This window comes from Microbacterium sp. LEMMJ01, assembly GCF_002114135.1.
In the GTDB taxonomy this organism is placed as follows: Bacteria; Actinomycetota; Actinomycetes; order Actinomycetales; family Microbacteriaceae; genus Microbacterium.
On record NZ_NCTV01000035.1, the window covers coordinates 131,224 to 155,390 of the forward strand.

Annotated in this window: 19 protein-coding genes; 9 read left to right on the top strand and 10 right to left on the bottom strand. The window is 71.0% G+C overall.

All coding sequences use genetic code 11. From position 1 onward, the window contains the following. Positions 1 to 10 precede the first annotated feature (10 nt). Genes B7W94_RS13940 through B7W94_RS17965 form a run of 3 tightly spaced genes read right to left on the bottom strand, consistent with a single transcriptional unit; the run spans position 11 to position 3,197 of the window. Positions 11 to 754: a PspA/IM30 family protein gene (locus B7W94_RS13940; RefSeq protein ID WP_025103092.1), complete on the bottom strand. Its 744-nt coding sequence runs from the start codon at positions 752 to 754 to the stop codon at positions 11 to 13. 59 nt (positions 755 to 813) lie between these two features. Further along, complete coding sequence (locus tag B7W94_RS13945; RefSeq protein ID WP_025103093.1) at positions 814 to 2,844, bottom strand: TPM domain-containing protein; 2,031 nt, start codon at positions 2,842 to 2,844, stop codon at positions 814 to 816. A 56-nt stretch (positions 2,845 to 2,900) separates the two neighbouring features. Continuing rightward, positions 2,901 to 3,197, bottom strand: a complete 297-nt coding sequence (locus B7W94_RS17965) for a hypothetical protein (protein WP_139833332.1) — start codon at positions 3,195 to 3,197, stop codon at positions 2,901 to 2,903. A 612-nt stretch (positions 3,198 to 3,809) separates the two neighbouring features. On the opposite strand from B7W94_RS17965, the gene B7W94_RS13950 reads away from it, so the two are divergent. Genes B7W94_RS13950 through B7W94_RS13965 form a run of 4 tightly spaced genes read left to right on the top strand, consistent with a single transcriptional unit; the run spans position 3,810 to position 7,380 of the window. Then, positions 3,810 to 4,649, top strand: coding sequence for a DUF3097 domain-containing protein (locus B7W94_RS13950; protein ID WP_085607217.1), 840 nt, complete (start codon positions 3,810 to 3,812; stop codon positions 4,647 to 4,649). Between the two features lie 41 nt (positions 4,650 to 4,690). Continuing rightward, positions 4,691 to 5,416: a tRNA (guanosine(46)-N7)-methyltransferase TrmB gene (trmB, locus tag B7W94_RS13955; RefSeq protein ID WP_085607219.1), complete on the top strand. Its 726-nt coding sequence runs from the start codon at positions 4,691 to 4,693 to the stop codon at positions 5,414 to 5,416. Next, positions 5,413 to 6,264, top strand: coding sequence for a CPBP family intramembrane glutamic endopeptidase (locus B7W94_RS13960; protein ID WP_085607221.1), 852 nt, complete (start codon positions 5,413 to 5,415; stop codon positions 6,262 to 6,264). Before trmB ends, B7W94_RS13960 begins: the two co-directional genes overlap by 4 nt. Positions 6,265 to 6,303: 39 nt before the next feature. Further along, positions 6,304 to 7,380 carry a DNA polymerase IV gene (locus B7W94_RS13965; RefSeq protein ID WP_085607223.1) on the top strand — a complete coding sequence of 359 codons (1,077 nt, stop codon included), beginning with the start codon at positions 6,304 to 6,306 and terminating at the stop codon, positions 7,378 to 7,380. Between the two features lies 1 nt (position 7,381). Here the strand turns inward: B7W94_RS13965 and B7W94_RS13970 are convergent, their stop codons facing one another. Genes B7W94_RS13970 through B7W94_RS13980 form a run of 3 tightly spaced genes read right to left on the bottom strand, consistent with a single transcriptional unit; the run spans position 7,382 to position 9,086 of the window. Further along, the gene (locus tag B7W94_RS13970; protein WP_085607396.1) at positions 7,382 to 7,783 is read right to left on the bottom strand and encodes a RidA family protein; all 402 of its coding nucleotides are present in this window, start codon (positions 7,781 to 7,783) and stop codon (positions 7,382 to 7,384) included. A 43-nt stretch (positions 7,784 to 7,826) separates the two neighbouring features. Next, positions 7,827 to 8,660, bottom strand: coding sequence for a mechanosensitive ion channel family protein (locus tag B7W94_RS13975; RefSeq protein WP_085607225.1), 834 nt, complete (start codon positions 8,658 to 8,660; stop codon positions 7,827 to 7,829). Positions 8,661 to 8,699: 39 nt separating this feature from the next. Continuing rightward, positions 8,700 to 9,086, bottom strand: a complete 387-nt coding sequence (locus B7W94_RS13980) for an SHOCT domain-containing protein (protein WP_025103101.1) — start codon at positions 9,084 to 9,086, stop codon at positions 8,700 to 8,702. Between the two features lie 183 nt (positions 9,087 to 9,269). Here B7W94_RS13980 and B7W94_RS13985 point away from each other — a divergent pair, with 183 nt between their 5' ends. The 3 genes from B7W94_RS13985 to B7W94_RS13995 all read left to right on the top strand — a co-directional run bounded on the left by B7W94_RS13985 (position 9,270) and on the right by B7W94_RS13995 (position 14,691). Beyond that, positions 9,270 to 10,940 (top strand): SulP family inorganic anion transporter, encoded by a 1,671-nt coding sequence (locus B7W94_RS13985; RefSeq protein ID WP_172400127.1) that lies wholly within the window; start codon positions 9,270 to 9,272, stop codon positions 10,938 to 10,940. Between the two features lie 106 nt (positions 10,941 to 11,046). Then, a complete protein-coding gene (locus B7W94_RS13990; RefSeq protein ID WP_085607227.1) occupies positions 11,047 to 12,027 on the top strand; it encodes an FUSC family protein in 981 nt (326 codons plus the stop codon). Positions 12,028 to 12,159: 132 nt separating this feature from the next. Beyond that, on the top strand, positions 12,160 to 14,691 hold the full coding sequence (locus B7W94_RS13995) for a LuxR C-terminal-related transcriptional regulator (protein WP_085607229.1): 2,532 nt from the start codon (positions 12,160 to 12,162) through the stop codon (positions 14,689 to 14,691). Between the two features lie 23 nt (positions 14,692 to 14,714). Here the strand turns inward: B7W94_RS13995 and B7W94_RS14000 are convergent, their stop codons facing one another. The 4 genes from B7W94_RS14000 to B7W94_RS14015 all read right to left on the bottom strand — a co-directional run bounded on the left by B7W94_RS14000 (position 14,715) and on the right by B7W94_RS14015 (position 20,779). Further along, positions 14,715 to 17,057, bottom strand: a complete 2,343-nt coding sequence (locus B7W94_RS14000; protein ID WP_085607231.1) for an arylsulfatase — start codon at positions 17,055 to 17,057, stop codon at positions 14,715 to 14,717. A gap of 122 nt (positions 17,058 to 17,179) precedes the next feature. Continuing rightward, on the bottom strand, positions 17,180 to 17,851 hold the full coding sequence (locus B7W94_RS14005; protein WP_085607234.1) for a GAP family protein: 672 nt from the start codon (positions 17,849 to 17,851) through the stop codon (positions 17,180 to 17,182). After that, positions 17,852 to 19,531 carry a SulP family inorganic anion transporter gene (locus B7W94_RS14010; protein WP_085607236.1) on the bottom strand — a complete coding sequence of 560 codons (1,680 nt, stop codon included), beginning with the start codon at positions 19,529 to 19,531 and terminating at the stop codon, positions 17,852 to 17,854. A 120-nt stretch (positions 19,532 to 19,651) separates the two neighbouring features. After that, positions 19,652 to 20,779, bottom strand: coding sequence for an AI-2E family transporter (locus B7W94_RS14015; protein ID WP_253247446.1), 1,128 nt, complete (start codon positions 20,777 to 20,779; stop codon positions 19,652 to 19,654). A gap of 130 nt (positions 20,780 to 20,909) precedes the next feature. Here B7W94_RS14015 and B7W94_RS14020 point away from each other — a divergent pair, with 130 nt between their 5' ends. Next, entirely contained in the window at positions 20,910 to 21,533 is a 624-nt protein-coding gene (locus B7W94_RS14020; RefSeq protein WP_085607240.1) for a hypothetical protein, read from the top strand. Positions 21,534 to 21,611: 78 nt separating this feature from the next. Next, the gene (locus tag B7W94_RS14025; protein ID WP_253247447.1) at positions 21,612 to 24,158 is read left to right on the top strand and encodes a LuxR C-terminal-related transcriptional regulator; all 2,547 of its coding nucleotides are present in this window, start codon (positions 21,612 to 21,614) and stop codon (positions 24,156 to 24,158) included. Positions 24,159 to 24,167: the final 9 nt, after the last annotated feature.

The window sequence follows — 24,167 nt, forward strand, 5'->3', positions numbered from 1 at the left end:
CGCGTCGGTGTCAGTTGCCTTCGAGCGCCTGGCGCGGCGCGGTGCCGCCGGCCTTCAGCTCGGCGAGGCGCGCCTCGACCTCGGTCAGCTCGCCGAGATCCTCGAGGCTCTCGAACTGGGCGTCGAGGCTCGACGCGGCCAGCTCCGCCTTGCCCTGGGCGAGAGCCTCCTGGCGGCGGACCTTGTCCTCGAACCGGCCGAGCTCGCTGGTGGGGTCGAGCACGTTGATGGAGCTGACCGCGTCCTGCACCTTGGTCTGCGCCTCGGCGACCTTGGCGCGGGCGAGCAGCTCGCTGCGCTTGTTCTTGAGCTCGTTGAGCTTGTCCTTCATGCCGTTCAGGCCGCTCTTGAGCTTGTCGACGATCTCGGTCTGGGCCGCGATCTGCGGTTCGGCGCTCGTCGCCTCCCGCTCGGCGCTGATCTGGCGCTGCAGGGCGATCTTCGCGAGGTTATCGAACTTGTCGGCGTCGGCGGTGTTGCCCGCGCCGCGCATCTCGTCGGCCTTGCGGCTGGCAGCGAGGGCCTTGTTGCCCCACTCGTTGGCCGCCTGCACGTCTTCCTCGTGGTCGCGCTCCAGCAGCCGCAGGTTGCCGATGGTCTCCGCGATGGCGGACTCGGCGTCGGCGATGCTGTTGGTGTAGTCGCGGACGAGCTGGTCGAGCATCTTCTGCGGGTCCTCCGCAGAGTCCAGGAGGGCGTTGATGTTCGCGCGGACGAGGGTGGAGATCCGTCCGAAGATGGACTGCTTGGTCATGCGTGGTTCCTTTCAGAGGGGCGTCTTCGAGAGCTTGGCGTATGTGTCTGTGCGGGGGATCAGAAGCGTCGACCTCCGGAGCGTCCGCGTCCGCCGCCGCGGGATCCGCCTCCGCCGAAGCCGGAGCTGCGGAAGCCGCCCGAGGAGCGCCAGCCGCTGCTGCGCCGGGACGAGCCGCCGCCCCCGCCGCCGGCGAGCAGTCCGCCGATGATCCCGCCGAGGATGTCCCCGCCGATGCCGGAGCCGCCGGAACGGGACCCGGAGCCGCCGAAGACTCCGCCCCAGCCGTCGTCCGGATAGCCGCCGGGGGTGTATGCGCGGAGATCGGCCTCCGCGGCGGACGTGGCCTGGCGCGCGAGGTCGAGGGCGCGCTGGGCCTCGGCCAGGGCGTTCTCGACATTCGACGTGCGCAGGGTGAGGGCCTGGGTCAACGCGGTGTCGGCGGTCGCCAGGCGCGTGCGGGCGGTGGAGCCCACGGTGCCGCGGCGCGTCTCGATGAACTCCCGGGCGGCCCGGATCTCGGAGGCCGCCTGGGCCAGGGTCTGCTCCAGGAGCTGCTGGGCCCGTCGGGCGCGCTCCACGGCTTCGTGTCCCTGCGCGATCGCGCCGTCGATCTGGGCGTTCGCCGCCGTGAGGGCGTCGAGGGCCCGCTGCGGGTTGCGTGGCGTGGCGACGAGGTCGGCCTGCGCCGTCTGCAGCTGTGCGGTCACCGTGTGGGATGCACTCGCCAGGGCGCCGGTCGGGTCGGGCAGCTGCGCCGCCGCAGCCACATCGCCCTGGAGCTCGGTGACGAGCGCCTGCGCCTGCGCCTCGACCCCGGTCAGCTCGGTGCCGAGCGCGGTGATCGCCTGGACCAGCTGCGCGGCCTGCGCCACGGCCTGCTCGGCCGTGCGGATCGCGAACGCCGCCTCGCCCGAGCGTCCGCTCGTCAGCGCCTGTGCTGCGGCATCGATCGCTCGATCGGCCAACGCCGCGCGCTCCTGGGCCTGCGCCGGGTTGTCCGTCACGGTGCTCAGGGCGGCCGGGTCGTAGGTCGCGGTGAGAGCAGCGAGGGAGGGAGCGGCCGAGGCGAGGAGCGGCGTCAGGTCGGCGCGCTCTCGTCGCACCCGCTCCAGCTCCTTCGGTGCGTTCTGCTCGAGCTGGCGCAGCTCGTCGAAGGCCTCGGTGTTGTCGTCGAGGATCTCGTCGATCTCGTCGGCCAGTCTGATGATGCGGATGTGCCACGCACGGCGGTCGTGGACGGAATCCTCGATCTCGTCGTCGAGCTTCTGCCGGAGGTCGAACGCCTCGGCGATCTTCGCCTTCGCCTCGTCGATGGCGCGGGAGAACTCCGCGGTCGCGCCCTCGCCGTACTGCGCCACGGCGAATCCCAGCTCCTCCCGGCTGGAGGTGATGGCGTCGTCCGCGCGCACGAGCGCGACGCCGGCCTGTTGCTCGACCTGGGCATCGGTGAGCGTGGAGAACGGATCGGCGGGATCCGGGGTCTCCGGCATGGCGCCTCGCTCGCGGATGGCTGCGGTGCGGCGTGCGCGTCGGACCAGAGCGACGACGAGCCAGACGAGCAGGGCGGCCGCGACCACCCCGACGACGATCAGCGTGACGCGGAGCGCTCCGGCGCCCCCGTCCCCCTGGATCTCGTCCGCGGCCAGCGTGATCGCGCCGACCCAGTCGCCGTCAGCCGCGAGGGGGACCATCTTGTCCTCGATGCTGTCGAGCTGGCTGAAGCTCACCGGGCCGTCGGGTGCAGCGGAGATGTAGTAGCTGCGCCCTTCGACCGCGATCGCGAGGAGATACTGCTCGGTACCGATACCGTTCTTTTCGGCGACCGTGTCTGCCCAGGCGGGGCCGTCGCTCGGTTTGGTGAATTCGTCGACGAGCACCACGAATAGGTCGGTGTTGGAGTTGGCCGTCAGGTCTTTGAGCCTGGCTTCTACCGTGGCTTCCTCATCGGCGCTGAGAACGTCGGCTTGGTCGGTGACGTATCCGGAATCGAGCGTGAGCGGATCAGTTGCGAAAGCGGCGGAAGCACTGAAAACTCCCGTCACGGCGGCCATGGCAAGTGCAGCCAGCGTAAGCCACCGTTTCGTCATCGTGTTCCCTCCGACTGGCAGCAGAGCCCCATGCCATGAGTCTATGCGTTGATGAACTACCCCCGCATTGCGAGGAGGGCCTCGGCGTTGGGATCTAATCGCGGAGTCGCGTCCCACAGTGCAACAATCGGCTCATATCGCTTGATGAAGGCGTGGTAGTTCAGCCGCCCGAGGGAGGCCAGACGCTCGTCGGACAGTGGTTCTCCGGCGAGAAGTTGGTCGATCGCCTCTCCTGCTTGCGACGCCTGAATCAACAAGCAGAGGTCGTCGAAGAGCTCTCTTGTGTGACCCTTGTCCTCCCATGGTCGCAGGCCTGCTTCGGGCGCGGGCAGGTTCCATGTAGATTCGCGCATGTCAGAAATGCTGTCCTCCTGGCCGGCAGCGGGTGGGGCTAAAGGGCACCGATGCTGAACCGATGATTCCGTCAATCTTCACTCGCACCATTACTGAGCCTGCGCCGCTCGGCCAAGTTGACGTGATGGTACCCGTGGAGCCGATCCCGAAGCTCCCATTCGTGGAGACGTTTGAGGTCCGGTGCCAGGCTCCGTTGTTCACCGAATAGTACGCAGGTAGAGAGGCGTTCTTTCGCGCTCCGTCCGTGCTGCCGTGAAAGGCCACGTAGTGGCCGCCATTACTGGCTGTGCACCGCTGCCCCCAGACGTGCACGATGCCCGAGCCGGCGACAGCAGTATCTGGAACCGCGAGCACTGAGATTGACAGGATAAGGGCAAGAGCAGCAGCGATCCCGCCGCGCCTTTTGCGCTTAGAAGCTACGAGATCCGAAACGAGTTCCATAATGATTCCCCTCACTGAGAGCTGGAAGCTAATGAGTGAAATGTTAGCGAGGGAAGCCGCGAGTGGCTGTAGGGCAAATGGGGGACAGAAGCGAGTTGCCTAGTCCGACGCGACAACACTCGCGCGCGTCTCAGCGTTCGCCCTCAGCGGAGACACATACGCTGGAAGGCATGGACGACAGGTACGGATCCGACGTGCTGGCAGCGGGCTGGCGCGAGCGCGGCGTGAAGCCGGTGCCGCAGGTGCCCGCCGAGGTCGACCTCGTGGTCGAGGTCGCGGCGGACGGATTCTGCGGCGCCGTGACGAAGGTGCAGGGCGGTGCCGTGGAGCTCGAGGACCGCGTCGGGCGACGGCGGCTGTTCCCCCTCGGCGGCGGCTTCCTCATCGACGGGGCACCGGTGCGCCTCACGGCGCCGGCGGCGTCGGCACAGGGCCCTCGTCGCACCGCCTCCGGCTCCTTCGCCGTGGCGGATCAGCGGGCGCGGACGGCGCTGCCCAGCCGCATCCTCGTCGAGGGGCGGCACGACGCCGAGCTCGTGGAGAAGGTATGGGGGGCCGACCTGCGTGTCGAAGGCGTCGTCGTCGAGTACCTCCAGGGCGTGGACCTCCTCGACGAACTCCTCGCGGCGGAGCCGCCGAGTGCGCGCCGGCGGTACGGCGTCCTCGTCGACCATCTCGTGCCCGGGTCGAAGGAGTCCCGCATCGCCGAGGCGGTCGCCCGCGGACCGCACGGTCGCCATGTCCGTATCGTCGGACACCCGTTCGTCGACGTCTGGCAGTGCGTCACCCCTCGAGCCCTCGGCATCGCCGCGTGGCCCGAGATCCCGCGCGGCGTCGACTGGAAGACGGGCATCTGCCGTGCCTTCGGCTGGCCGCACGAGACGCAGGCCGACACGGCCAGGGCCTGGCAGCACATCCTGTCGAAGGTGACGACCTACCGCGACCTCGAGCCCGCGCTCCTCGGCCGGGTGGAAGAGCTGATCGACTTCGTCACCGAGCCCGCGGGCTGACCGCGTCCGGCGGTGGCGGCCCCGGCGGCTACCCTGGATCCATGCCCGAACCGCGTACCTTCCGCGACGAGCCGGTGTCCTTCGTGCGTCGGAGCGGCCGGATGTCCGAGGCGCAGGAGCGCGCCTTCAGCGACCTCGCCCCGCGCTATCTGCTGGATGTGCCGCGCGCCGTGGCATGGACCTCCGTGCACCCCGAGGCGCGGTTCGACGTCGCCGCCGAGTACGGCAGGGAGGCGGACCTCTTCGTCGAGATCGGCTCCGGCCAGGGGCATGCCATCGTCGCCGCCGCGTCGAGCCGGCCGCACGACGACTTCCTCGCCGTCGAGGTCTTCCGCGCGGGCCTCGCCCGGACCATGCTCGACGCCGACCGTGCGGGTGCACAGAACCTCCGCGTCGTGGAGGCCAACGCGCCGGAGGTGCTCTCCTCGTACCTGCCGGAGGCCGCGGCGGCCGAGGTGTGGATCTTCTTCCCCGACCCGTGGCACAAGAAGCGCCACACGAAACGGCGTCTCATCCGGCCCGGGTTCGGGGACACGGCGGCCAGGGCGCTGCGCGACGGCGGCCTCCTGCGGCTCGCGACCGACTGGGAGGACTATGCGCTCCAGATGCGGGAGGTGCTCGACGCCGAGCCCCTGTTCGAGCGGGCCTTCGAGGGCGACTGGGCCGAGCGGTTCGACGGTCGGGTCATGACCGCGTTCGAGCGGAAGGGTCTCGCGAAGGGGCGCGACATCCGCGACCTCGTGTACCGCCGACGGGATCGTGCATGACGCAGGCCCCTCCGAGCGCGCCCGTGGGGGTGCGCCTCGTCCCGGCGGCGCTGGTGTGTGCGGCCGCCCCGGCCTTCTTCGTCGCAGCGCTGCCCTGGCTCGGCTGGCTGCTGCTGGCGCTGGGCGTCGGCGCCGCCCTGCTCGTGGAGCGCCGCGGCGAGCCGCTCACCGGGGCCGACGGGTCCCGGCGGCCGTCGCTCACGCGAGACCTCTCGCTGATCGCGCTCGGCATGCTCATCGTGAGTGTCATCCCGCTCGCGGCGGAGCTGGACAACCTGGCCATGCTGCGGTTCACGCTCGCGCTCGGCGGCGCGGTGCTGGTGCCGTATCTGGTCTCGCGGTTCGTCTATCGCGACCGGGCGATCCGGTTCCCCTGGCGCACCGGGCAGCGCTGGGGAGTGCTCCACTGGGGCTGGCTCGTCGCGGTGCTGGTGCTCGGCTGGCTGATCCTGCCCTTCTACTTCATCACCAGCGGCGTCTATCAGAACTGGCCCGTGGTGGACACGCCCGATCTCATCGCGCGGCTGTTCGTCGGCGTCGGCGCCGTCGGCATCTGGGATGAGCTGTTCTTCATCTGCACCGTCTTCGCGCTGCTGCGGCGCCACTTCCCCGATGCGCTCGCGAACGTGCTGCAGGCCGTCGTGTTCGTCTCCTTCCTGTGGGAGCTCGGGTACCGCGAATGGGGCCCGCTGCTGACCATCCCGTTCGCGCTCCTGCAGGGATTCATCTTCCTCCGGACGCACTCGCTGGCCTACGTCGTCACGGTGCACCTCCTCTTCGACGCGGTCGTCTTCGCCGTCCTCGTCCACGCCCACAACCCCGGGCTCCTGCCGATCTTCCTCGTCTGACGGGGTGACTTCCCGGGCGTCAGCGGCCACACTCGATGCATGGCCGAGTGGGTGCTGCACGTCGACATGGATCAGTTCATCGCCGCGGTCGAGGTGCGGCGCCGCCCGGAGCTGGCCGGACGTCCGGTCATCGTCGGGGGCCGCGGTGATCCGACCGAGCGAGCGGTCGTCTCGACGGCGTCGTACGAGGCGCGTGCGTTCGGCATCGGGTCGGGGATGCCGCTGAAGATCGCGGCGCGCAAGGCACCGGAGGACGCGGTGTTCTTGCCGGTGGATCACGCGGAGTACGAGCGGGCCTCCGAGGAGGTGATGACGGCGTTGCGGACCCTGCCGGACGTGGTGCTGGAAGTGCTCGGATGGGACGAGTGCTTCCTCGGCGTCGCGACCGACGCTCCGGAGGGCGTCGCGCGGGCCGCGCAGCGGGCGGTGGAGGAGGCCACGGGCCTGCACTGCTCGGTCGGCGTGGGCGACAACAAGGTGCGCGCGAAGATCGCGACGGAGTTCGGCAAGCCGCACGGCGTCTTCCGGCTGACCGCCGACAACTGGTTCGCCGTGATGGGCGACCGGCCCACCCGCGATCTCTGGGGCGTGGGGCCGAAGGTGCAGAAGCGGCTCGCGGCACACGGCATCGCCACGGTGCGCGAACTCGCGGCGGCGGACGAGGAGACCCTCGTCGCGGAGTTCGGCCCCAAGATGGGGCGGTGGTATCTCGGCCTGGGCTCCGGGCTGGGGCCGCGGATCGTCGACGACACTCCGTGGGTGGCTCGGAGCCACAGCCGGGAGACCACGTATCAGCAGAACCTCACGACGCCTGAGGCGGTGCAGGACGCGCTGCGGGAGCTCGCGGGACACGCGTTCGACGACTGCGCCGCCGAGGGGCGCCCGGTCATGCGGGTGCATCTCAAGGTGCGGTACGCCCCGTTCGAGACGAGGACCTTCGGCCGGAAGCTCCCGGCTCCCACGGCGGATCGAGAGGACGTAGTCGCGATGGCGCTCGCGCTCGGTGAGACCCTCGACCCCGCCCGGGAAGTGCGTCTGCTCGGCGTCCGTGCCGAGATGACCATGCCCGACGAGCCGGACGGCGTCGAACGCACCCCCGTGCGCGGTCGTATCTGACTCAGTCGCGGATGGTCGCGGCGATCGCGCTCACCTCGATGAGGGCTCCGGGCACGCCCAGGCCCGCAACCCGGGCGGCGGTGACCAGTGGCGGGGCGCCGTCCCTGGCGACGGTGGCGGCCACGGCGCCGTACGCCGCGCGCAGATCGGCATCCTGATCGATGAGGATGGTCCAGCTCACGACGTCGTCGAGCGTCGCCCCCGCCGACTCCAGCGCGACCCGGGCGTTGTCGAGAGCGCGAAGCGCCTGCGCCCCCACGTCCGGGGAGACGACGGCGCCGGAGGCGTCGACGCCGTTCTGCCCTCCGATGTAGACGGTGGTCGCCCCGGGAGGGATGACGGCGGCATGGCTGAAGGCGGGGCTGCGGACGAGGCCGTCCGGCTGCAGGAAGGTGATGTCCATGCGCAGATCATGCCCGAGGGCACCGACATCGCGCACCCCGTTCTCACACGGCGTCGGACGGCACGAGGGGTGGCGGGGCCGGGACGCTGGTGACCGTGCCGGTCGTGCCGAGAGCGCCGAGGGCGTCGAAGACGGCGACCACGACCGCGGCGCTGACGAGGGCGCCGTGCAGCGGGTGGTGCCAGAACTGCAGGCGGGCGATCAGCCGGTCTCCGCTCACGCCGACCACGAGCGCCCGCACGCCCTCGTGCCGGTGCACGCCCTCCGCCGTCCGCGCGGCGTCGACGAGCGGTGCGAGCACGCCGTCGATCCCGGTCGTCCCGTCCCGTCGCACCCTGACCTCCACCTCGCTGCGCCGGGCTCCGCGGGTGGAGTCGTTGACCACGGGGTCGGAGAGCAGCCGCGCGTTGGGGATGTGCAGGGTGCGCCCGTCGACCGTGTGCAGGATCACCGCGCGGGCGTTGAGCTCGGTCACCGTCCCCGCGATCACGGAGTCCAGCGCCTCCACGACGATCTCGTCTCCGATGCGGACCGTCTGCCGTGCCTGCAGCAGCACGCCGGCCGCGAAGTTGTCGGCGACACCGCGGAGGACGAGGATCGCGACGACGCCGAGGATGACGACGATCGCGAGCAGCGGCTGCACGTTGGCGCCGAGCATCGCGAGCGCGATGCCGAAGCCCAGCAGGAGGATGGCGTAGCCGACGAACTGCGCGATGGCCGTCCCGACGGCGGCGGAGATCCCGGGTGCACGCCGGAGCAGGGCGGTGGTGCCCCGGCGCGCGAACCGCGAGATGATCCAGGTCGCGAGGGCGACGAGCAGGGCGAGCAGCAGCTGCCACCAGTCGATGTCGGTGGGCAGGAGATCCTGCAGGTCCATGCCGCGGGCTCCTCGCGATGGTGCGGTCCGGGCTGCGCCTTACTGCAGCGCCTTCGCCTTGATGAGGGAGTACTCGTCCGGCGTGATGGTTCCGGCGTCCAGGAGCGCCTTCGCCTTCGCGATCTCCTCGCTCGGACTGCTGCCGGCGACCTGCTGGATGTAGGCGTTCGCCGCCTCCTGCGCCCGACGCGCCTCGGCGCTGCTGCGTTCGGCCATGCCGTTGCCGCGGGCGATGAGGTAGACGAGGGCGGTGAGGAACGGCACGAAGATCAGGAAGAAGATCCACACGGCCTTCCACCAGCCGCTCAGCTTGTGATCGCGGAACAGGTCTCCGATGATCGCGAACAGAGCGAAGAGGTATGCGGTGAAGGCGAAGATCCACAGGAACCACCAGATGATGTCCCAGAACGATGCCCAAAATCCCATGACTGCTCCTTTCTCGGTGCCGCCGTCTCCGGGGGCACGCTCGGACCATACCGGCGGGCGCGGTCGCTGCGCACCGCTTCCGTCGGGAGTTCACCCGGGTGACTCACGGCCCGTCCGGAGTCCCCGGCGGGCCGCTGCGGGAGCGTCGGCAGTACGCTTCCCTCGACGGCGGAAGGAGCCCCCATGAGCGCAGCGCGCAGACCGTCCTGGCTGCTGAGCACGCTGGACGGGTACCAGCGCCGCTGGATCGTGCGCGACGTGCTCGCCGGCCTCTCCGCGGGCGCCGTCGTGGTGCCGCAGGCCATGGCGTATGCGACGATCGCCGATCTCCCGGTGCAGGTCGGCCTCTACACCTGCATCGTGCCGATGCTCGTCTACGCCCTTCTGGGCGGCAGCCGGGCGATGAGCGTCTCGACGACGTCGACCATCGCCACCCTCACGGCGACCACGCTGGTCTCGGCGGGGGTCGCCGCGGGCGCGGACGACGCCATCGGGGCGCTCATGATGCTCACCCTCCTGGTGGGGGTGGTGCTGCTGCTCGCCCGGGCGTGCCGCCTGGGCTCGCTCGTCGAGAACATCAGCGGGGCCACTGTTCTCGGGTTGAAGATCGGGGTCGGGGCGACGGTCGCCGTGGGGCAGCTCCCGAAGCTCCTGGGGGAGTCCTTCGACTTCTCCGGCCACGGCTTCCTCCGCTCTCTGGTCGCCGTGGGGGAGGCGCTCGGCAGCGTCAACATCCCCACGCTGCTCCTCTCGATCGGCTCCATCGCCACCCTTCTGCTCCTCAAGCGCTTCGCACCTCGGGTGCCGGGCACCCTCGTCGTCGTCGCGGCCGGCATGCTGCTCGTCGGGGTCGGCGGGATCGATGATCTCGGGGTCGACCTCATCGCCCCGGTGACCGGCGGTCTGCCGGTTCCCGGGATCCCGGACCTGTCCGCGGCCGCGGCTCTCGTGCCGGGAGCGCTCGCCATCGCCGTCATGGCGTTCCTCGAGTCCGCCGCCGTCGCGCGCAGCCTCCGTCAGGCGACAGAGCCGCAGATCGACAGCGACCAGGAGCTCTTCGCCACCGGCGCGGCGAACACGGTCGGCGCGCTCTTCTCGGCCATGCCCGCGGCGGGGGGATTCTCGCAGAGCGCCGTGAACCAGGGGGCCGGAGCCCGCTCCCAGCTGGCGACGCTGACCACGGTCGCGCTCGCCGTGGCGGTCGCGCTCTTCCTCGCCCCGGTGCTCAGCCTGCTTCCCGAGGCCACGCTCGCGGCGATGGTCTTCACGGCGGTGGCCGGACTCGTCAACATCCCGGAACTCGTGCGGTGGGCGCGCATCAGCCGGATCGACTTCTGGGTCGCGACGGCCGTGGCGGCGATCGGGCTCACCGCGGGACTCCTCCCCGCTGTCGCCGTCGGGGTGGTGGTGACCCTCGTGCTCGTCCTCCGGGAGCTCAACATCCCTCGGATCCGGGTGGTGGGAAGGAGGGGGAGCGCCCTCGGGGTGGAGCCGGAGCGGGGCCTGTACACGGCGAACGCGCTCGCCAACCAGCGGCTCATCGTCCAGACCGTCTCGGCTCAGGCCGAGCCGGTCCGGACGCTCGTCCTCGGGCTGCCGCAGCAGGTGGTGATGTCCATCACCGTGCTCGACACCCTCGAGGCGCTCGACCGGGAGCTGTCCCAACTCGGCGTGCTGCTCCACCTCGCGGCGGTGCCGGAGGCGGCGGCGGCCGTCGCGGCGCGGACGCCGTGGTACTCCGGGCTGGTGGAAGCCGGCCGGGTGCACCCCACCGTCGACATCGGGCTCCGGGCCGCTGCGGATCGGGAGGGGAGCGGAGGCGTTCACCCGGGTGAAGTGGCCGACGAGCGGTGACGTGCGGTCATCGCCTGCCTAGGCTGACGGCACGGAGGATCCGAGGGGCGATCGAGAACGGGGAGCGCATGCCCGACCGCAGCCGGAGCCGGAGAGCGAGACGGTGATGGCGGCGCGCGGGGGACTGACCTGGCGGTGGTCGCGGTTCGGTCTCGGCCTCCTGTACGCCCTGCCCTCGATGGCGGTCGCCCCGTTCGACCCTGCCGTCGCCCTGGCCCTCAGCATCGGCGTCCTTCCCGCGGCCGCCATGGGACTGCCGGCGCGGCGGCGGGCCCGGTCGGCGATCCCGGTGCTCGGGACGCTGGTCGCGTTGGGGCTCCTGCTCGGCGCGACCCTCGCGCTCGCACCGGTCCTCGCCGTGCCCGCCCTCGCGGTGCTGGCGGTGCTGGCCAGCATGCTCGCCGCCCGCGAGCGTGCCGGCCCGCTCGCGCTGACCCTGGTCCTGCCCATGGTCGGGCTCGGTCTGAGCTTTCCTCTCTCGGCGACGACCATCCTCCTGGCGGGCGCGATCGTCGCGGGTTCGGTGTACGCGTGGCTCATCGCCCTGCTGTGGCCGGAGCACGGGGCGGGCGCGCGGGTCCCGGCCGCCATGCCCAAGGGACGAGCTCTGCTGGTCTACGGCGTCCTGCTGGGTGCGGCCGCGGGGACGGCCGCCGCGATCGGCTTCGCGACCGGGGTCGAGCACGTGGGCTGGGCGACCGGCGCCGTGCTGCTCGTGATGCGTCCGGTGCGCGGGCAGCTCGTCCTGCGCAGCGTCGGTCGGGCGGCATCGGTGCTCATCGGGGCCCTGGCCGCCGCCGGTTTCGCTTTGCTCTCTCCGAGCGGCGTGGTGGTCGCGCTCGCGATCGGTGTCGTGGTGGGCGGCCTCGGCGCGGTCCAGGAGAGTCGGTGGTACGTCGCGCCGGCCTTCACGACCTTCCTCGTGCTCTCCCTGCTGCTGTCGACGTCGGACGAATCGCCGACGTCGCGGTTCCTGGAGCGGACCCTCGAGACGCTGCTCGGTGTGGCTCTCGCCCTGTTCTTCGGCGCCCTCGTGCCGGCGCTTCTCGCGATGCGGCGGCCGTCGCGGGCGGACGTCTCCGAGTGAGCCCCTCTTGCGGGACCGCTCCCACCTTGCAATAGACTGCCCGCGAGGGGGAGCAAGATCGAAATCGGGGGGTTTCGAGTGCTGCACAGTGCAAGAACGGCGGGAACGAGCGAGAGCCCGGGACCCGCGGCGGTGAAGGGCGAGGTCCGTCGAGAGCGCCTGCTCTCGCGGTTGACGGCCGCGATGGACGGGCCGTGGACGCTCACGCTCGTGAGCGCGCCGGCGGGATCCGGCAAGACGAGGCTGCTGTCGCAGTGGGCGCAGGGTCTGCGTGCCGATCCCGGCATCGACCTCGTGTGGGTGTCCCTGGAACGCGGCGAGGCGGACCTGCCGCTCCTGCGTGCCGCCCTCGAGAGGATCGACGATCCCGGACTCCAGGACGCGCTCGCGGCCGTGCCCGCCGTGCGCTCCGCGACGACGGCGCGTGCGTTCGCCAGGGCCCTCCGAGAGGCGAGGAACCGGATCGTCCTCATCGTCGACGACGTGCACCGCGTCGAGGACGAGCACACCGCCCAACTGATCTCGACGTTCGTGCAGAGCGCTCCCGGCACGGTGCACGTGGTGCTCTCCGGACGCGGGACGCGCGCGATCCCGCTGGCACGACGCCGCATCGCCGGCGTGGCCCTCGAACTCGACGCCCGTGCGCTCGCCTTCACCCCGGCCGAGATCCGCGCCTTCTTCGGCGCGCGAGGTCTCCGGCTCTCTCAGGGCGAGGTCAGCACCGTGCTCGCCCGTACCGAGGGGTGGGCGACCGGGCTGCAGCTCATGATGCTCGACGCCGCCGGGGCGCAGACCGTCCTCGGGCCCACGCTGCGCGGGGACGCCCCCGAGGTCGCGGACTACTTCGTCGAGGAGGTGCTCGCCGACCTCGACGGCGAACTGCGCTCCTTCCTCGAGGCGACCGCGGTCGTGGACCGCTTCACTCCCGAGCTCGCCGCCGTGCTCTCCGGGGCCGATTCCGTGACCGCCATGATCGACCGGCTGCTCCGCCTCAACGTGCTCGTGGGCCCGGACGCCGAGGATCCGTCCCGCTACCACTATCCGCCGCTGCTGCGGGAGTTCCTCCTCGGCCGGCTGCGGGAAGGCGGTGCCGGACGCGAGGAGCGGCTCCACCGGCGGGCCGCCGACTGGTTCGCGCAGCAGGGGCAGCCCCTCCGCGCGCTGCAGCACGCCGTCCGTGGCGGGGAGACGGCCTGCACGGCCGGCGTCCTGCGGCGCTGCGGGATGCAGCTCGTGCTGGACGGCCGGGCGGACACGGTGCGGCGGATGATGGCGGAGCTGCCGACCGCCCTGCGCGCCGTGCCCACCGTCCGGATGCTCGTCGCCGCGGCGGAGCTGTCCTGCGGAGATCCGTCGGCCGCCGTGATCGTGCCGCCCGTGGGCGCGGGGGAGTCCGACGCCGACCGACGCTGGCGCCGCGGGATCGAGATGCACACGGCGCTGCGGCGGGGCGGGATCGCCGAGACCCTCGACGGCGCCGGAGCCGACCTCCGCGATCTCAGCGGAGAGGAGCAGCTCGACACCTATGCCCTCCTGGAGACCGCGACGGCGGAGCTCTATGTGGGACGACTCGATCAGGCGGAGGCGACAGCGCGCCGTGCCGGTGACCTCGCCCGAGCGATCGGTGCCCGCGCGGCGGAGCTGCAGGCCGAGGCGGTCCTCGCCACCAGCGTGCTGTTCCGCGGCCGGCTCCGTGACGCGATCGAGGCGGGAGCCGCCCTGGAGCGCCGCTGGCACGAGTTCGGCGAGCCGGACAGCCCGTTCTTCGAGGTGACCAGGGTGTGGCGTTTCTGGGGCCCCTACGAGGGCATGCAGGTCCTGGAGGAGGCCGAGACCCTGGAGTCCTCGGCGCAGGTGATCGCCGCGGGCGGAGAGACCGCGATCGCGCGGGGCCTGCAGGGGATGCGCGTGCTGCTCGGCGCGGAGCAGGGCGGCGATCCCCACGACGCGGCCGTGCGGCTCCTCGACACCCTGACTCCCCGTGACGATCTGCCGCTTCCGCCGCACTGGTACGCCATGATGGGGCCCTTCGCGGTGCACGCCTTCGACCGATTGGGGGAGCCGACGCTCCGCGACCGGCTCATCGCCGACATCGAGGATGCGCTGGGGGACACGGGAGACGTGCTTCTGCTCCGGGCCATCGCCGCCGTGCACGACCGCCGTGACGGCATCGCCCGTGGCGCGCTGGCGCCGGTGCTGGAGGGCGCCATCCCGTGTCTGCTCCCGGCGTCGATGATCGACGCGTGGCTGGTCGAGGCCGAGCTCGACGTGCACGACGGGGAGCCGGACCGGGCGCAGCTCGCGCTCGCCACCGCGCTCGCCCTCGCGGAGCCGGAGGACCACGTGCGCCGCGTCGCCGAGGCCGGCCCGATCGTGTCGCGGCTGCTCGCGGCACGGGCGACGGCGGGCGCGCGCACGCACTTCGCCGATCGGGTGCGCGAGCGGCTGTCCGCCGCCGGAGTCCTCGTCGAGGAGGAGCTGACGCAGCGGGAGCGCATCGTGCTGAGCGCGCTGAGCCGGAATGCGACGCTGCGGCAGATCGCACAGCAGGAGTACATCTCGCCGAACACGGTGAAGACGCACGTGCGGAACATCTACCGCAAGCTCGGCGTCTCGGATCGGGACGGCGTGACGGCGGCCGCCCAGGCCCTCGGACTGCTCTGAGGGCCCGGGCGGCCGCGGGGCCGTCAGTCGCGGGCCATTGCTGCCGCCAGGTGCGCCTCCAGGTCGATGTAGGCGTCGTCGGCGACGTCGAAAACGACCTGCGTTATGTGGCCGCCGCGGAAGTCGAACCCGTAGCCGTACAGGGACGACACGGGGTCGGCGCTGTCCCGCCCGATCGTCAGGCCTTCGCCGCAGAGCGAGAAGTGGCCGAGAGTGGTGTGGAGTTCCATTTCGCCTACGACGGCGTCATTGATGTGAAGTCGGAGGGGGCCCACGGCCTCCAGCGAGTCTCCAGTGTGCGTTTTCGTGAACTCGATCCCGACGATGTGGGAACCGGGTGCCGGAATCGGTGCAGATACGTGATTCTCAGGAGGGATGCCGAGGTAGTTGTAGACGTAGTGCACTTCGCCGTCCTTGACGAAGAGTGTGTGTCCGCCGAAGCGGGAGCCGTGCGCGAAGATGACGCCCTCGGTGTCTGGCGTGAACTCGACCTCCGCGGCGATCTTGAAGGAGACGCCGTGGGTGTTCGCCGCCGATCGCTCGGGCACCTCACTGGTGCCCGGGTAGTAGACGAATCGACCGGACGGCGGTACGGGTTGGTGGAACTCCATGTTGAGGAAGGTCTGCAGGTCTTCGGGGTTGCCGATGATCTGGAGGTCGTTCAGTGGGAGCACCGCGTTCGCCTTCGCCTCCTCCATCCAGAGGGCCTTGAGCTCCTCCAGCTTGTCGGGATGCTCGGCGGCGAGGTTGACGGCCTCGGCGCGATCGACGTCCGTGTGATAGAGCTCCCACTCGTCGTCGAGAAAGTGGCCGCCCCCGCTCATCGGGCCATGCACGGCCACGGCCTTCCACCCGTTGTGCCAGATGCCGCGCTGTCCAAGCATCTCGTAGTACTGCGTCTCCTTCGCTGTCGGCGCGTCTGGGGCGGCGTCGAACGAGTAGGCCATCGAGACGCCGGAGAGCGGCGTCTGCTCGATGCCGTTGTAGACCTCCGGGAACTCGACGCCGCAGGCTTCGAGGATCGTCGGCACGATGTCGGTGGAGTGGTGGTACTGATGACGCACCTCGCCGCGGGCCTTGATGCCGGCGGGCCAGTGGATCACCAGCGGATCGCACACGCCGCCCTGGTAGGTGTAGCGCTTGAACATCTTGTAGGGCGTGGAGAAGGCCGCGGCCCATCCGGTCGGGTAGTGGTTGTAGGTGTCAGGGGACCCCAGCGCATCCCTCATCGTGATGTTCTGCGTGATGTCGTCAGGTACCCCGTTGAAGAACTTGCCCTCGTTGACGGAGCCGTTGGGGCTGCCCTCGCCGGACGCGCCGTTGTCGGCGCAGTAGATGATGAGGGTGTTGTCGAGCTGCCCGGACTCCTCCAGGTAGTCCACGATGCGGCCGACCTGGGCGTCGGTGTACTCGCTGAAGCCGGCGTAGACCTCCGCCATGCGCGAGAAAAGTGCCTTCTCCTCGTCGTTCAGGGTGTCCCAGGGACGCACCTCGTCGACAGGTGTGAAGGTGCCCTCCGGCATCGGGTTGAGCGCGGTGAGCTCGGTGCCTTCCGGGACGATGCCCTTCTCGATCATCCGGGCGAGGACCCACTCGCGGTAGGCCTCGTAGCCGTCGTCGAACACGCCCTTGTACTTGTCGATGTACTCCTGCGGCGCGTGGTGCGGGGCATGGTTCGCGCCGGGGCAGAACCACATGTACCAGGGCTTGTCCGGCTCGGTCTGCTTGACGTCGCGGATCATCGACAGCGCGCGATCGGCGAGGTCCTTCGAGAGGTGGTAGCCGTCCTCGGGGAGGTAGGGCTGGTCGATGTAGTGGTTGTCCTCGGCGAGGGACGGATACCAGTTGTTCGTCTCGCCGCCGATGAAGCCGTAGAAGCGGTCGTACCCCTGCGCCAGCGGCCAGTGCTTCTTGGACGCGCCGGCCGTCCACTCGTCGATCGGGACGTTGTGGTTCTTGCCCACCCAGAACGTCGACCAGCCGGCGTCGCGGAGGACGTGGGCCATCGTGGTGTTCGAGTCGGGGATGTGGGAGTTGTAGCCGGGGAAGCCGGTCGACGACTCCGAGATCGTCGCGAAGCCGTTGAGGTGGTGGTTGCGTCCGGTGAGGAACGTCGAGCGGGTGGGGGAGCACAGCGCCGTCGTGTGCCACTGCGAGTACGTCAGACCGTTCTGCGCCAGGCGATCCATGGTCGGCATGTTGATGCGTCCGCCGTACGGGGACCAGGCCGCCATGCCGGTGTCGTCATAGAGGACGACCAGCACGTTGGGTGCTCCCTCGCGGGGCTTCGCCGGGAGGAACGCCTCCCAGTCGGCCTCCGAATCGCGGACGTCGAGTTCGATTCTGCCCTGGAAGTCACGGGCCATGTCCATCTCCTTCATCTCTGCCGAACCGCCTTTCCCCGCACAGTACTGCCGGGTCAGGGCCGGGGTCACGGGTCCCGTGATGCGTTCATCCGGGTGATCTCCATGGCGCGGCGGCGGCGCGCTCAGAAGCTGCCGATGCCCTTGCCGATCAGGGACACGCCGATCACGAGCAGCAGCACGGCCATGATGACCGCGTTCTCGGCGGCGAGCCATCCGCGCAGGGCGTCGAGCGGGGCGCGCAGCCGTGCAGCGGCGACGAGGTAGCCGACGACGGGCACGAGCACGGTCGACGCCCCGATCAGGGTGAAGACGGCGATCACGAGGATCGTGGACCCCCCGTCGAGCGCCGCGCCCCCGATGTCGACCCCGGCTCCGGCGGCCAGGAGCAGGTTCTTCGGATTCACCGCCGACAGCAGGAACCCCAGTCCGAGCGCCGTGCCGAACGACATTGTGTCGATCGCCTTCATCCACGACGGCAGGGCCGCCGGTTGCCCCGCCTGCGGGCGCTTGCGCCACTGACCGACCGCCAGCACCAGCAGCAGGAGTCCGAGGACGAGCTGGATGACGCCGCGGATCGGGCGGGAGGCATCCGGATCCTCCTCGGGGAGCACCGCCGACAGCAGGGTGAAGAGGCCGACCGCCACGACGATGCCCGCGATCCAGCCGAGCAGGAATCCGACGCTCGTGACCCGTGCCTTCGGGGACAGGAGCATGAGGATCGCGGCGATGATCGGCACGGGGCTGATCGCGACGCCCACGGCGAGGGGGAGGATCTCCCCGATGACGGCACCCATTCAGCTGCCCTTCCTGTTCGGAGCCGGCGAAGCGGCATCGGTCGGCGCGAGCCCGGTGATGGCGGCGCGGTTGGTCGCGTAGACCGGTTCCCGGTCGAGGATCCCCAGCGAGCGGAGGCGGCGGAGCGTGTTCGGCCGGACGCGGCTGAAGGCGAGGGAGATCGACTGCGTGTCGAGCCACTCCCGCAGCGCCTGGAAGGCCTCGGCGCCCGTGACGTCGACGTCCGTCACCGCCTCCATGTCGACGACGACGTGCTGGACGGCGGACGGGCCTGCGGCGCGGACCGCCTCCTTCACGGCGGCCGAGAACACGGCGCCGTTGGCGAAGAACAGGGGTGCCGCGAGCCGGACGACGATGACTCCCGGCGCGGTCGTCGTGCCGGCGGGAGCGTCCTCCAGGAGGGACTCGCCGGGGTCGCCCGAGGTCTCCAGCACGTCGATGGCGGGGTGGGAGGCGCGTTGCGCGAGGTTGACGAGGGCGAGCACGAACGCCACGAGGATTCCCGCGATCGAACCGACGAACAGGGTCACGAGGAAGCAGACCGCACCGATGACGAACTCGAACCGGTCGAGGCGCCAGAGGCGGATGAAGTCGCGGATGCCGAGGAGCGGGATGATCGCGACGCCGACGATGGCGCCGATGGCGGGGGAAGGGATGTCGGCGAGCAGCGCGGTGCCGAAGAGCAGCAGCAGGAGCGTGCCGACGGCGAGCACGAGCGCCGGGAGCTGGGTGCGCGAGCCGGCCTGGTCCATCGCCGCGGTGCGCGACGTCGAGGATCCGACGGCGAAGCTGCCCTGCGCGCCGGCGGCGACGTTCGCGACGCCGAAGGCGAGCAGGTCGCGGTTGGCGTGGAACGGGTAGCGATGCTTCTCGGCGTAGGAGCGCGACACGAGCAGGCCCTCCGCGGTGGTGACGAGGGTCAGGGCGATCGCGGAGGGCACGAGAGCGAGCCACAGCGACCAGTCGATGATCGGCCAGGTGAGCGCGGGAGGGCCGGCGGGGACCTCGCCGAGCACATCCACGCCCCGTCCGTCGAGGCCGGTGAGGACGACCGTGATGGTCGTGGCGACGAGCACGATCAGCGCCCAGGGAACGGCACGGAGGTAGCGCTGTCCGAGGAGCAGCACGGCGACGGAGACGGCGGCGAGGAGCACCGACCAGCCGTTGAGCGAGGGCAGGCCGGTCACCAACGCGACGACCTTGTCCACGAACTCGGCTCCGGAGTCGATCTTCACCCCGAGCATCTTCGCGATCTGGCTGATCATGATGTCCAGGGCCAGCCCGCCGACGAAGCCGACGAGGATCGGCTTGGAGAGGAAGTTCGCCAGGAATCCGAGCTTGAAGACGGCGAGCAGCACGAACATCCCACCGCAGAGGATCGCCTGGGCGAGGGCCAGGGTGGCGTAGTCGGCACTGCCGGCGACGGCCAGACCGCCGATGGAGGAGGCCACGAGGGCCGCGGCGGCGGCATCGGGGGAGGCGACCAGCTGGCGCGACGACACCACGAGCGCGTAGACGACGGTCGGGACGATCAGCGCGTACAGTCCGGCGGTCGCGGGGAGCCCGGCGATCTGCGCGTAGCCGATGTTGAGCGGGATGGCGATCGCCAGGAGGGTGACCCCCGCGGTGAGCTCGGTCACGAGGGTGCGTCGGGTCAGGCCCGCGAGCGGACGCGGCATGCGCTCTCCCTTCGTCGCCGATGGTGTCCGGCTTCACGATGGCATCGTCGGACGGCGACGACCAGCGCGGCGGGCAACCTCGCCCTGGTGATTTCGCGGTGTGGTGCCGGCGGAGCGGCGTCAGCGTCGGCGGAACCGGCGCCGGGTCGGCGCCGCGGACGGCTCCGGTGTCGGCTCGGGGACGGCCGTGCGGTCGCCGCTGACCCAGCGCGCCCAGGTCGCCCCCGGGTCGCCCTCCAGCACGACGGCGCGCACGAGCAGGGTCAGCGGGATCGACAGGATGGCGCCGAGCGGGCCGATCACGAAGGTCCAGAAGATGACGGAGAAGAAGCTCAGCGTCAGGCTCAGGTCGACGGCGTCGCTGACGAATTTGGGCTGGACGAGCACCTGGAGCACGACGTTGACCACGCAGTACACGGCGATGACACCGAGCAGCAGTGGCCAGCCGCCCACCACGAAGGCCAGGATCGCCGGCGGGATGAGCCCCAGCACGAACCCGATGTTCGGGATGAAGTTCGTCACGAACGCGAGGATCGCCCAGACCACCGGGGCGGGGACGCCCATCCACCACAGGGCGAGACCGTCGACGATGGCCACGAGGGCGCCGAACGCGGCGTTCACGACGTAGTAGCGACGGACCCCCGTCTGCAGCCGGGCGATGCGCTGCAGGGCGGGGCCGTGCGTGGCGCCGAAGAGGGCCGGAGCCGTCCGATAGCGGGCGGCGTCCGCGGCGAGGAAGATGATGTAGGCGCAGACGAAGAACAGCGCTGTCGCCACCCCGAGCACCGCGCTGCCCAGGCTCCCGGCCAGGCCGAGGAGGGTCTCGGGGTCGAGGATCGAGGCCGCGGCATCCGCCGCCTCCTGGTCCAGCCCGAGGGACTGCAGCCAGGCGACGATCTGATCGGCGGCGCGCACCAGGCCGTCCTGCGATGCGAGGTCGCCGACGAGCCGGGCGAACCGGGTGCCGGCGAGCCACAGCAGCGCCGCCATCGCCAGCAGGATCACGTAGGCGAGCACGATCACGGCGGTCGTCCCGATCCAGGCGGGCCGACCGGGGCGCTGGAAGGGACGACGGACGGGTTCGCAGATCACCACGATGACGATCGCGAGGGCCAGCGGGCCGAACACCTCGCGCGCCAGCGAGATCCCGGCGAGGACGATCGCGCTCGCCGCCAGGATGAGCAGGATCCGCAGGGCCGGAGACGGCGTGGGACCGGCGGGGCCGGGAGCAGACGGGAGCGAGGTCACGCCGCCAGCGTAACCGCCGAACGCACGGCCGTTCCGCGGCATGCCCGGTCCCGCTGCCGATGAGTGGACGGCTCACCCGACTCGGGTGAGCGCGCGACCGCCCGCTCCCTCGGGACCGCACAATGAGCGCATGGATGCGCAGAGCGAGACCCGCAGGCCCCATCGGTTCCTCGAGATCGCCACGGTGTCGCTGCTGGCGGTGACGGCCGTGCTCACCGCCTGGTGCGGGTTCGAGGCGTCGAAGTGGGGTGGCGAGATGTCCATCGCCTTCAGCCAGGCGTCCTCCGCGCGGGTGCAGGCGGCATCGGCGCAGGCGACCGCACAGGCCGCACGTCAGTACGACCTCACCCTCTTCACCGAGTGGGTGCTCGCCGAGGCGGATGGGCGAGAGGACCTCGTCGAGTTCGTCGAACAGCGGTTCACCGACGAGTTCGCCGTCGCCTTCGACGCCTGGGTGGCGGACGGCAGGAGCGAACGAGGGCCGTTCGTGATGGACGAGTACGTCCCGCCGGGAGCACGGGAGGCGGAGGAGCTCTCCGCCGAGGCCGACGCGCGCTTCGCCGACGCCCTGCGCAACAACCAGCGGGGCGACGACTACTCCCTCCTGACGGTGCTCTTCGCGCTCGTGCTGTTCTTCGCCGCGCTCTCGCAGAATCAACACGCCCTGTGGCGGCGCACGGTGTTCTTCTCACTCAGCGGCGTCATCGCGGTGACCGGCGTCGTCCTGCTCGCCACCTTCCCGGTCAAGATCTGACCCGAGAGAGCACTTTCATCCGGGTGATTGCGCGTCGGTGCCCTGGAAGGGGGCGCGGACGCGTGGTTTCGTGTTGCCATGTCGCCTCCCGTACGTTCCACGAGGCCGGGACCGGCGATGCGCTTCCGGCCGCCCGCCACGCCCATCGGCGTCGTGCCGCGGGAACGTGTGACCGCGGCGATCGCGGCTGCCATCGAGGCGGACGGGGTGACGGTCCTCAGCGCGCCCAGCGGCTATGGAAAGACCACCGCCGTCGCTGCCTGGGCGTCATCGCGCGACGACGTCGCCTGGCTCGCGCTGAGCGCGTCCGACGACGACCCCGCACTGCTGACCGCCGGTGTCCTGAACGCGCTGGCGCTCGCCGGGGAGCGTGCGGGGCGCGTGTTCGCCGCGCCGCGGGACATCGAGGATCCGGTGCGCGCCTACCGGCAGATCTGTGCGGCGTTCCAGGACGCCGAGCACCCGGTGCACCTCGTCGTCGACGATGCCCACCGTGCCGGGGAGGCGTGGAGCGATGGTCTCCTCGGGCTCCTGGCCGACCAGCCTCCGGACGGACTGCGGCTCCTCCTGGTGGGGACGACCCTGATCGAGGTCACCCTGTCCCGCCACCGCCTCATGAACCCGGGAGCCTTCGTCGGCGTGGACACCCTCCGGTTCTCGGCGGACGAGATCCGGAGTCTGACGCGGTCGGCGCCCGGTGGGCTCGATGCGGCCGCGGTGCGCGACGAGACCGGGGGCTGGCCCATCGCGGTGCGGCTGGTCCTCGTCGGCGGCTCCCTGCCGTCGAGCCCGGCGTCGACGGCCTCGTCCTTCCTCGGCGCGTACATCCGTGAGCACGTCCTGGACGCGCTGCCGCCCGCGCTCGCGGATTTCGTCCTCGAGGGGACGGCCTGCGCGGAGCTCACGCCCGACACCGCCGCACAGGTCACGGCGAGAGACGACGCCGCCGACCTCCTGGAGACCTGCGTTCGGCTCGGGCTGTTCCTCGACCGGTTCGACGGCCCGGAGGGCCCGACGTACCGCTGGCACCCCGCGTTCGCGCGTCGGTGCGCCGACCTCGCGCGGACGGATGCGGCGCGTTTCGCCACGGTGCACCGCCGGGCCGCTCGTGCTCTGGAGCACACGGATCCGATCGCCGCCGTGACGCACGCGCGGCGCGCCGGGGATCGGGCCGGTGCCAGGGCCATCCTCCTGCGGCACTGGCTGGGCCTCGTGGTCGGCTCCTCGGCCGTCGACGTGGAGCGGACGGCGACGGCTCTCCTGCGCGACAACCCGGATGATCCGCACCTGCTGCTCGTGCGGGCCGGAGCCAGCGACGTCCTCGGGGACCATCGCGTCGCGCGGGAGCTGTGTCGACGGGCGGAGGCACTCCTCGATCGCACGCCGGGGCAGGCCGACCCCGCCGTCCTGCTCATCGTCCGCCTGCTGCTCGCGGAGTCGTCCGTCGAGGTGGCCGCATCCGGTCCGGAGATCCGTGCGCTGCTGGATGCCGAGGACGACAGGATGTACGGCGGTCGGGTGGCGCTCAACCATCTGCTGGGGTGGACCGCGCTGCGCAATCGCGAATCGCCGGACCTCGCGATCGAGTACTTCTCGGCGGCGGCGCGCGAGGCGAGGGAGGCCGGCGATCGGGAGCTCACGTCCCGCGCCGTCGGACATCTCGCCTACGGCCTCGCCACCTCCGGCCGGCTCACGGAGGCCGCGGCCGTGCTCGCCGAGGCCGAGACCACCCGGGAGGCTCTTCTTCCGCGGAACACCTTCGCGCGCGGAAGCGCCGTGGCCGCCGCGGGGTGGGTGGCGTACTGGTCGGGCGAGGCGGAGGAGGCGGTCCGGATCTTCGACGCGGCGCGTGAGGAAGCCGCGTCCGGCCGCGATCTGGCCGGACATGCACGCATGATGGGAGCCTATGCCGCCGCGCTCACGGGAGACCCCGCGATCTGCCGCCGAGCGGCCATCAGCGTGCAGGAGCTCCCCATCGACGTCGTCCAGGGGGTGGAGTGGCCGGCGTTCCGGGAGTCGTCGGTGGCCCTGCTCGAAGAGGCGGTGGGGCGGAGGGAGCGCGCACTGCGCATCGCGAAGAAGTATGCCGGCGGTATCGACCTCCCGCTCGTGGGCGTCGCCCTGTCCGGGATCCTGCGTCGCGCCGAGGAGCATGCGGCGGCGCTGGAGATGCTGCGGTCGTTGCGGGGTGCGTCCGAGCTGTCGTACGTCAAAGCCGCCACGTTGATCACCGCGGCCACGCTCCGGAGGGCGACGGGGCACCAGGAGGACGCGCATGACCTGTGCGAGGCCGCCCTCTCGGTCGCGTCCGCGGAGAATCTCGTCGTGCTCTTCGGCCCGCGCGAGGTCGCGGTGCGCCGGCTGCTGCAGGCGCATGTGCATCACGGCACGCAGTTCGAGGAGTTCATCGAGACATGCCTCGCCGTCGACGCGGTCGGCTCCGTGACCGATCGGCTGTCGGAGCGGGAACGCGACGTCTTCCACCAGATGCAGACGGCGCGCACGCTGCCGGAGATCGCCCAGGAGCTTTCCGTGTCGGTGAACACGGTGAAGACGCATCAACGAGCGATCTACCGCAAGCTCGGGGTCTCGTCCCGGCGGGAGGCCGTCCACGCGACCGTGTGAGCAGGCACG

What these genes read in the sequence shown, in the direction of transcription:
- B7W94_RS13945 (WP_025103093.1), bottom strand. Translation starts at nt 2,844, where the DNA reads ATGACGAAACGGTGGCTTACGCTGGCTGCACTTGCCATGGCCGCCGTG.
- B7W94_RS13970 (WP_085607396.1), bottom strand. Translation starts at nt 7,783, where the DNA reads ATGGACATCACCTTCCTGCAGCCGGACGGCCTCGTCCGCAGCCCCGCC.
- trmB (WP_085607219.1), top strand. Translation starts at nt 4,691, where the DNA reads ATGCCCGAACCGCGTACCTTCCGCGACGAGCCGGTGTCCTTCGTGCGT.
- B7W94_RS14005 (WP_085607234.1), bottom strand. Translation starts at nt 17,851, where the DNA reads ATGGGTGCCGTCATCGGGGAGATCCTCCCCCTCGCCGTGGGCGTCGCG.
- B7W94_RS13965 (WP_085607223.1), top strand. Translation starts at nt 6,304, where the DNA reads ATGGCCGAGTGGGTGCTGCACGTCGACATGGATCAGTTCATCGCCGCG.
- B7W94_RS14020 (WP_085607240.1), top strand. Translation starts at nt 20,910, where the DNA reads ATGGATGCGCAGAGCGAGACCCGCAGGCCCCATCGGTTCCTCGAGATC.
- B7W94_RS13940 (WP_025103092.1), bottom strand. Translation starts at nt 754, where the DNA reads ATGACCAAGCAGTCCATCTTCGGACGGATCTCCACCCTCGTCCGCGCG.
- B7W94_RS13975 (WP_085607225.1), bottom strand. Translation starts at nt 8,660, where the DNA reads ATGGACCTGCAGGATCTCCTGCCCACCGACATCGACTGGTGGCAGCTG.
- B7W94_RS13950 (WP_085607217.1), top strand. Translation starts at nt 3,810, where the DNA reads ATGGACGACAGGTACGGATCCGACGTGCTGGCAGCGGGCTGGCGCGAG.
- B7W94_RS13980 (WP_025103101.1), bottom strand. Translation starts at nt 9,086, where the DNA reads ATGGGATTTTGGGCATCGTTCTGGGACATCATCTGGTGGTTCCTGTGG.
- B7W94_RS17965 (WP_139833332.1), bottom strand. Translation starts at nt 3,197, where the DNA reads ATGCGCGAATCTACATGGAACCTGCCCGCGCCCGAAGCAGGCCTGCGA.
- B7W94_RS14000 (WP_085607231.1), bottom strand. Translation starts at nt 17,057, where the DNA reads ATGGCCCGTGACTTCCAGGGCAGAATCGAACTCGACGTCCGCGATTCG.
- B7W94_RS14025 (WP_253247447.1), top strand. Translation starts at nt 21,612, where the DNA reads ATGTCGCCTCCCGTACGTTCCACGAGGCCGGGACCGGCGATGCGCTTC.
- B7W94_RS14010 (WP_085607236.1), bottom strand. Translation starts at nt 19,531, where the DNA reads ATGCCGCGTCCGCTCGCGGGCCTGACCCGACGCACCCTCGTGACCGAG.
- B7W94_RS13990 (WP_085607227.1), top strand. Translation starts at nt 11,047, where the DNA reads ATGGCGGCGCGCGGGGGACTGACCTGGCGGTGGTCGCGGTTCGGTCTC.
- B7W94_RS13960 (WP_085607221.1), top strand. Translation starts at nt 5,413, where the DNA reads ATGACGCAGGCCCCTCCGAGCGCGCCCGTGGGGGTGCGCCTCGTCCCG.
- B7W94_RS13985 (WP_172400127.1), top strand. Translation starts at nt 9,270, where the DNA reads ATGAGCGCAGCGCGCAGACCGTCCTGGCTGCTGAGCACGCTGGACGGG.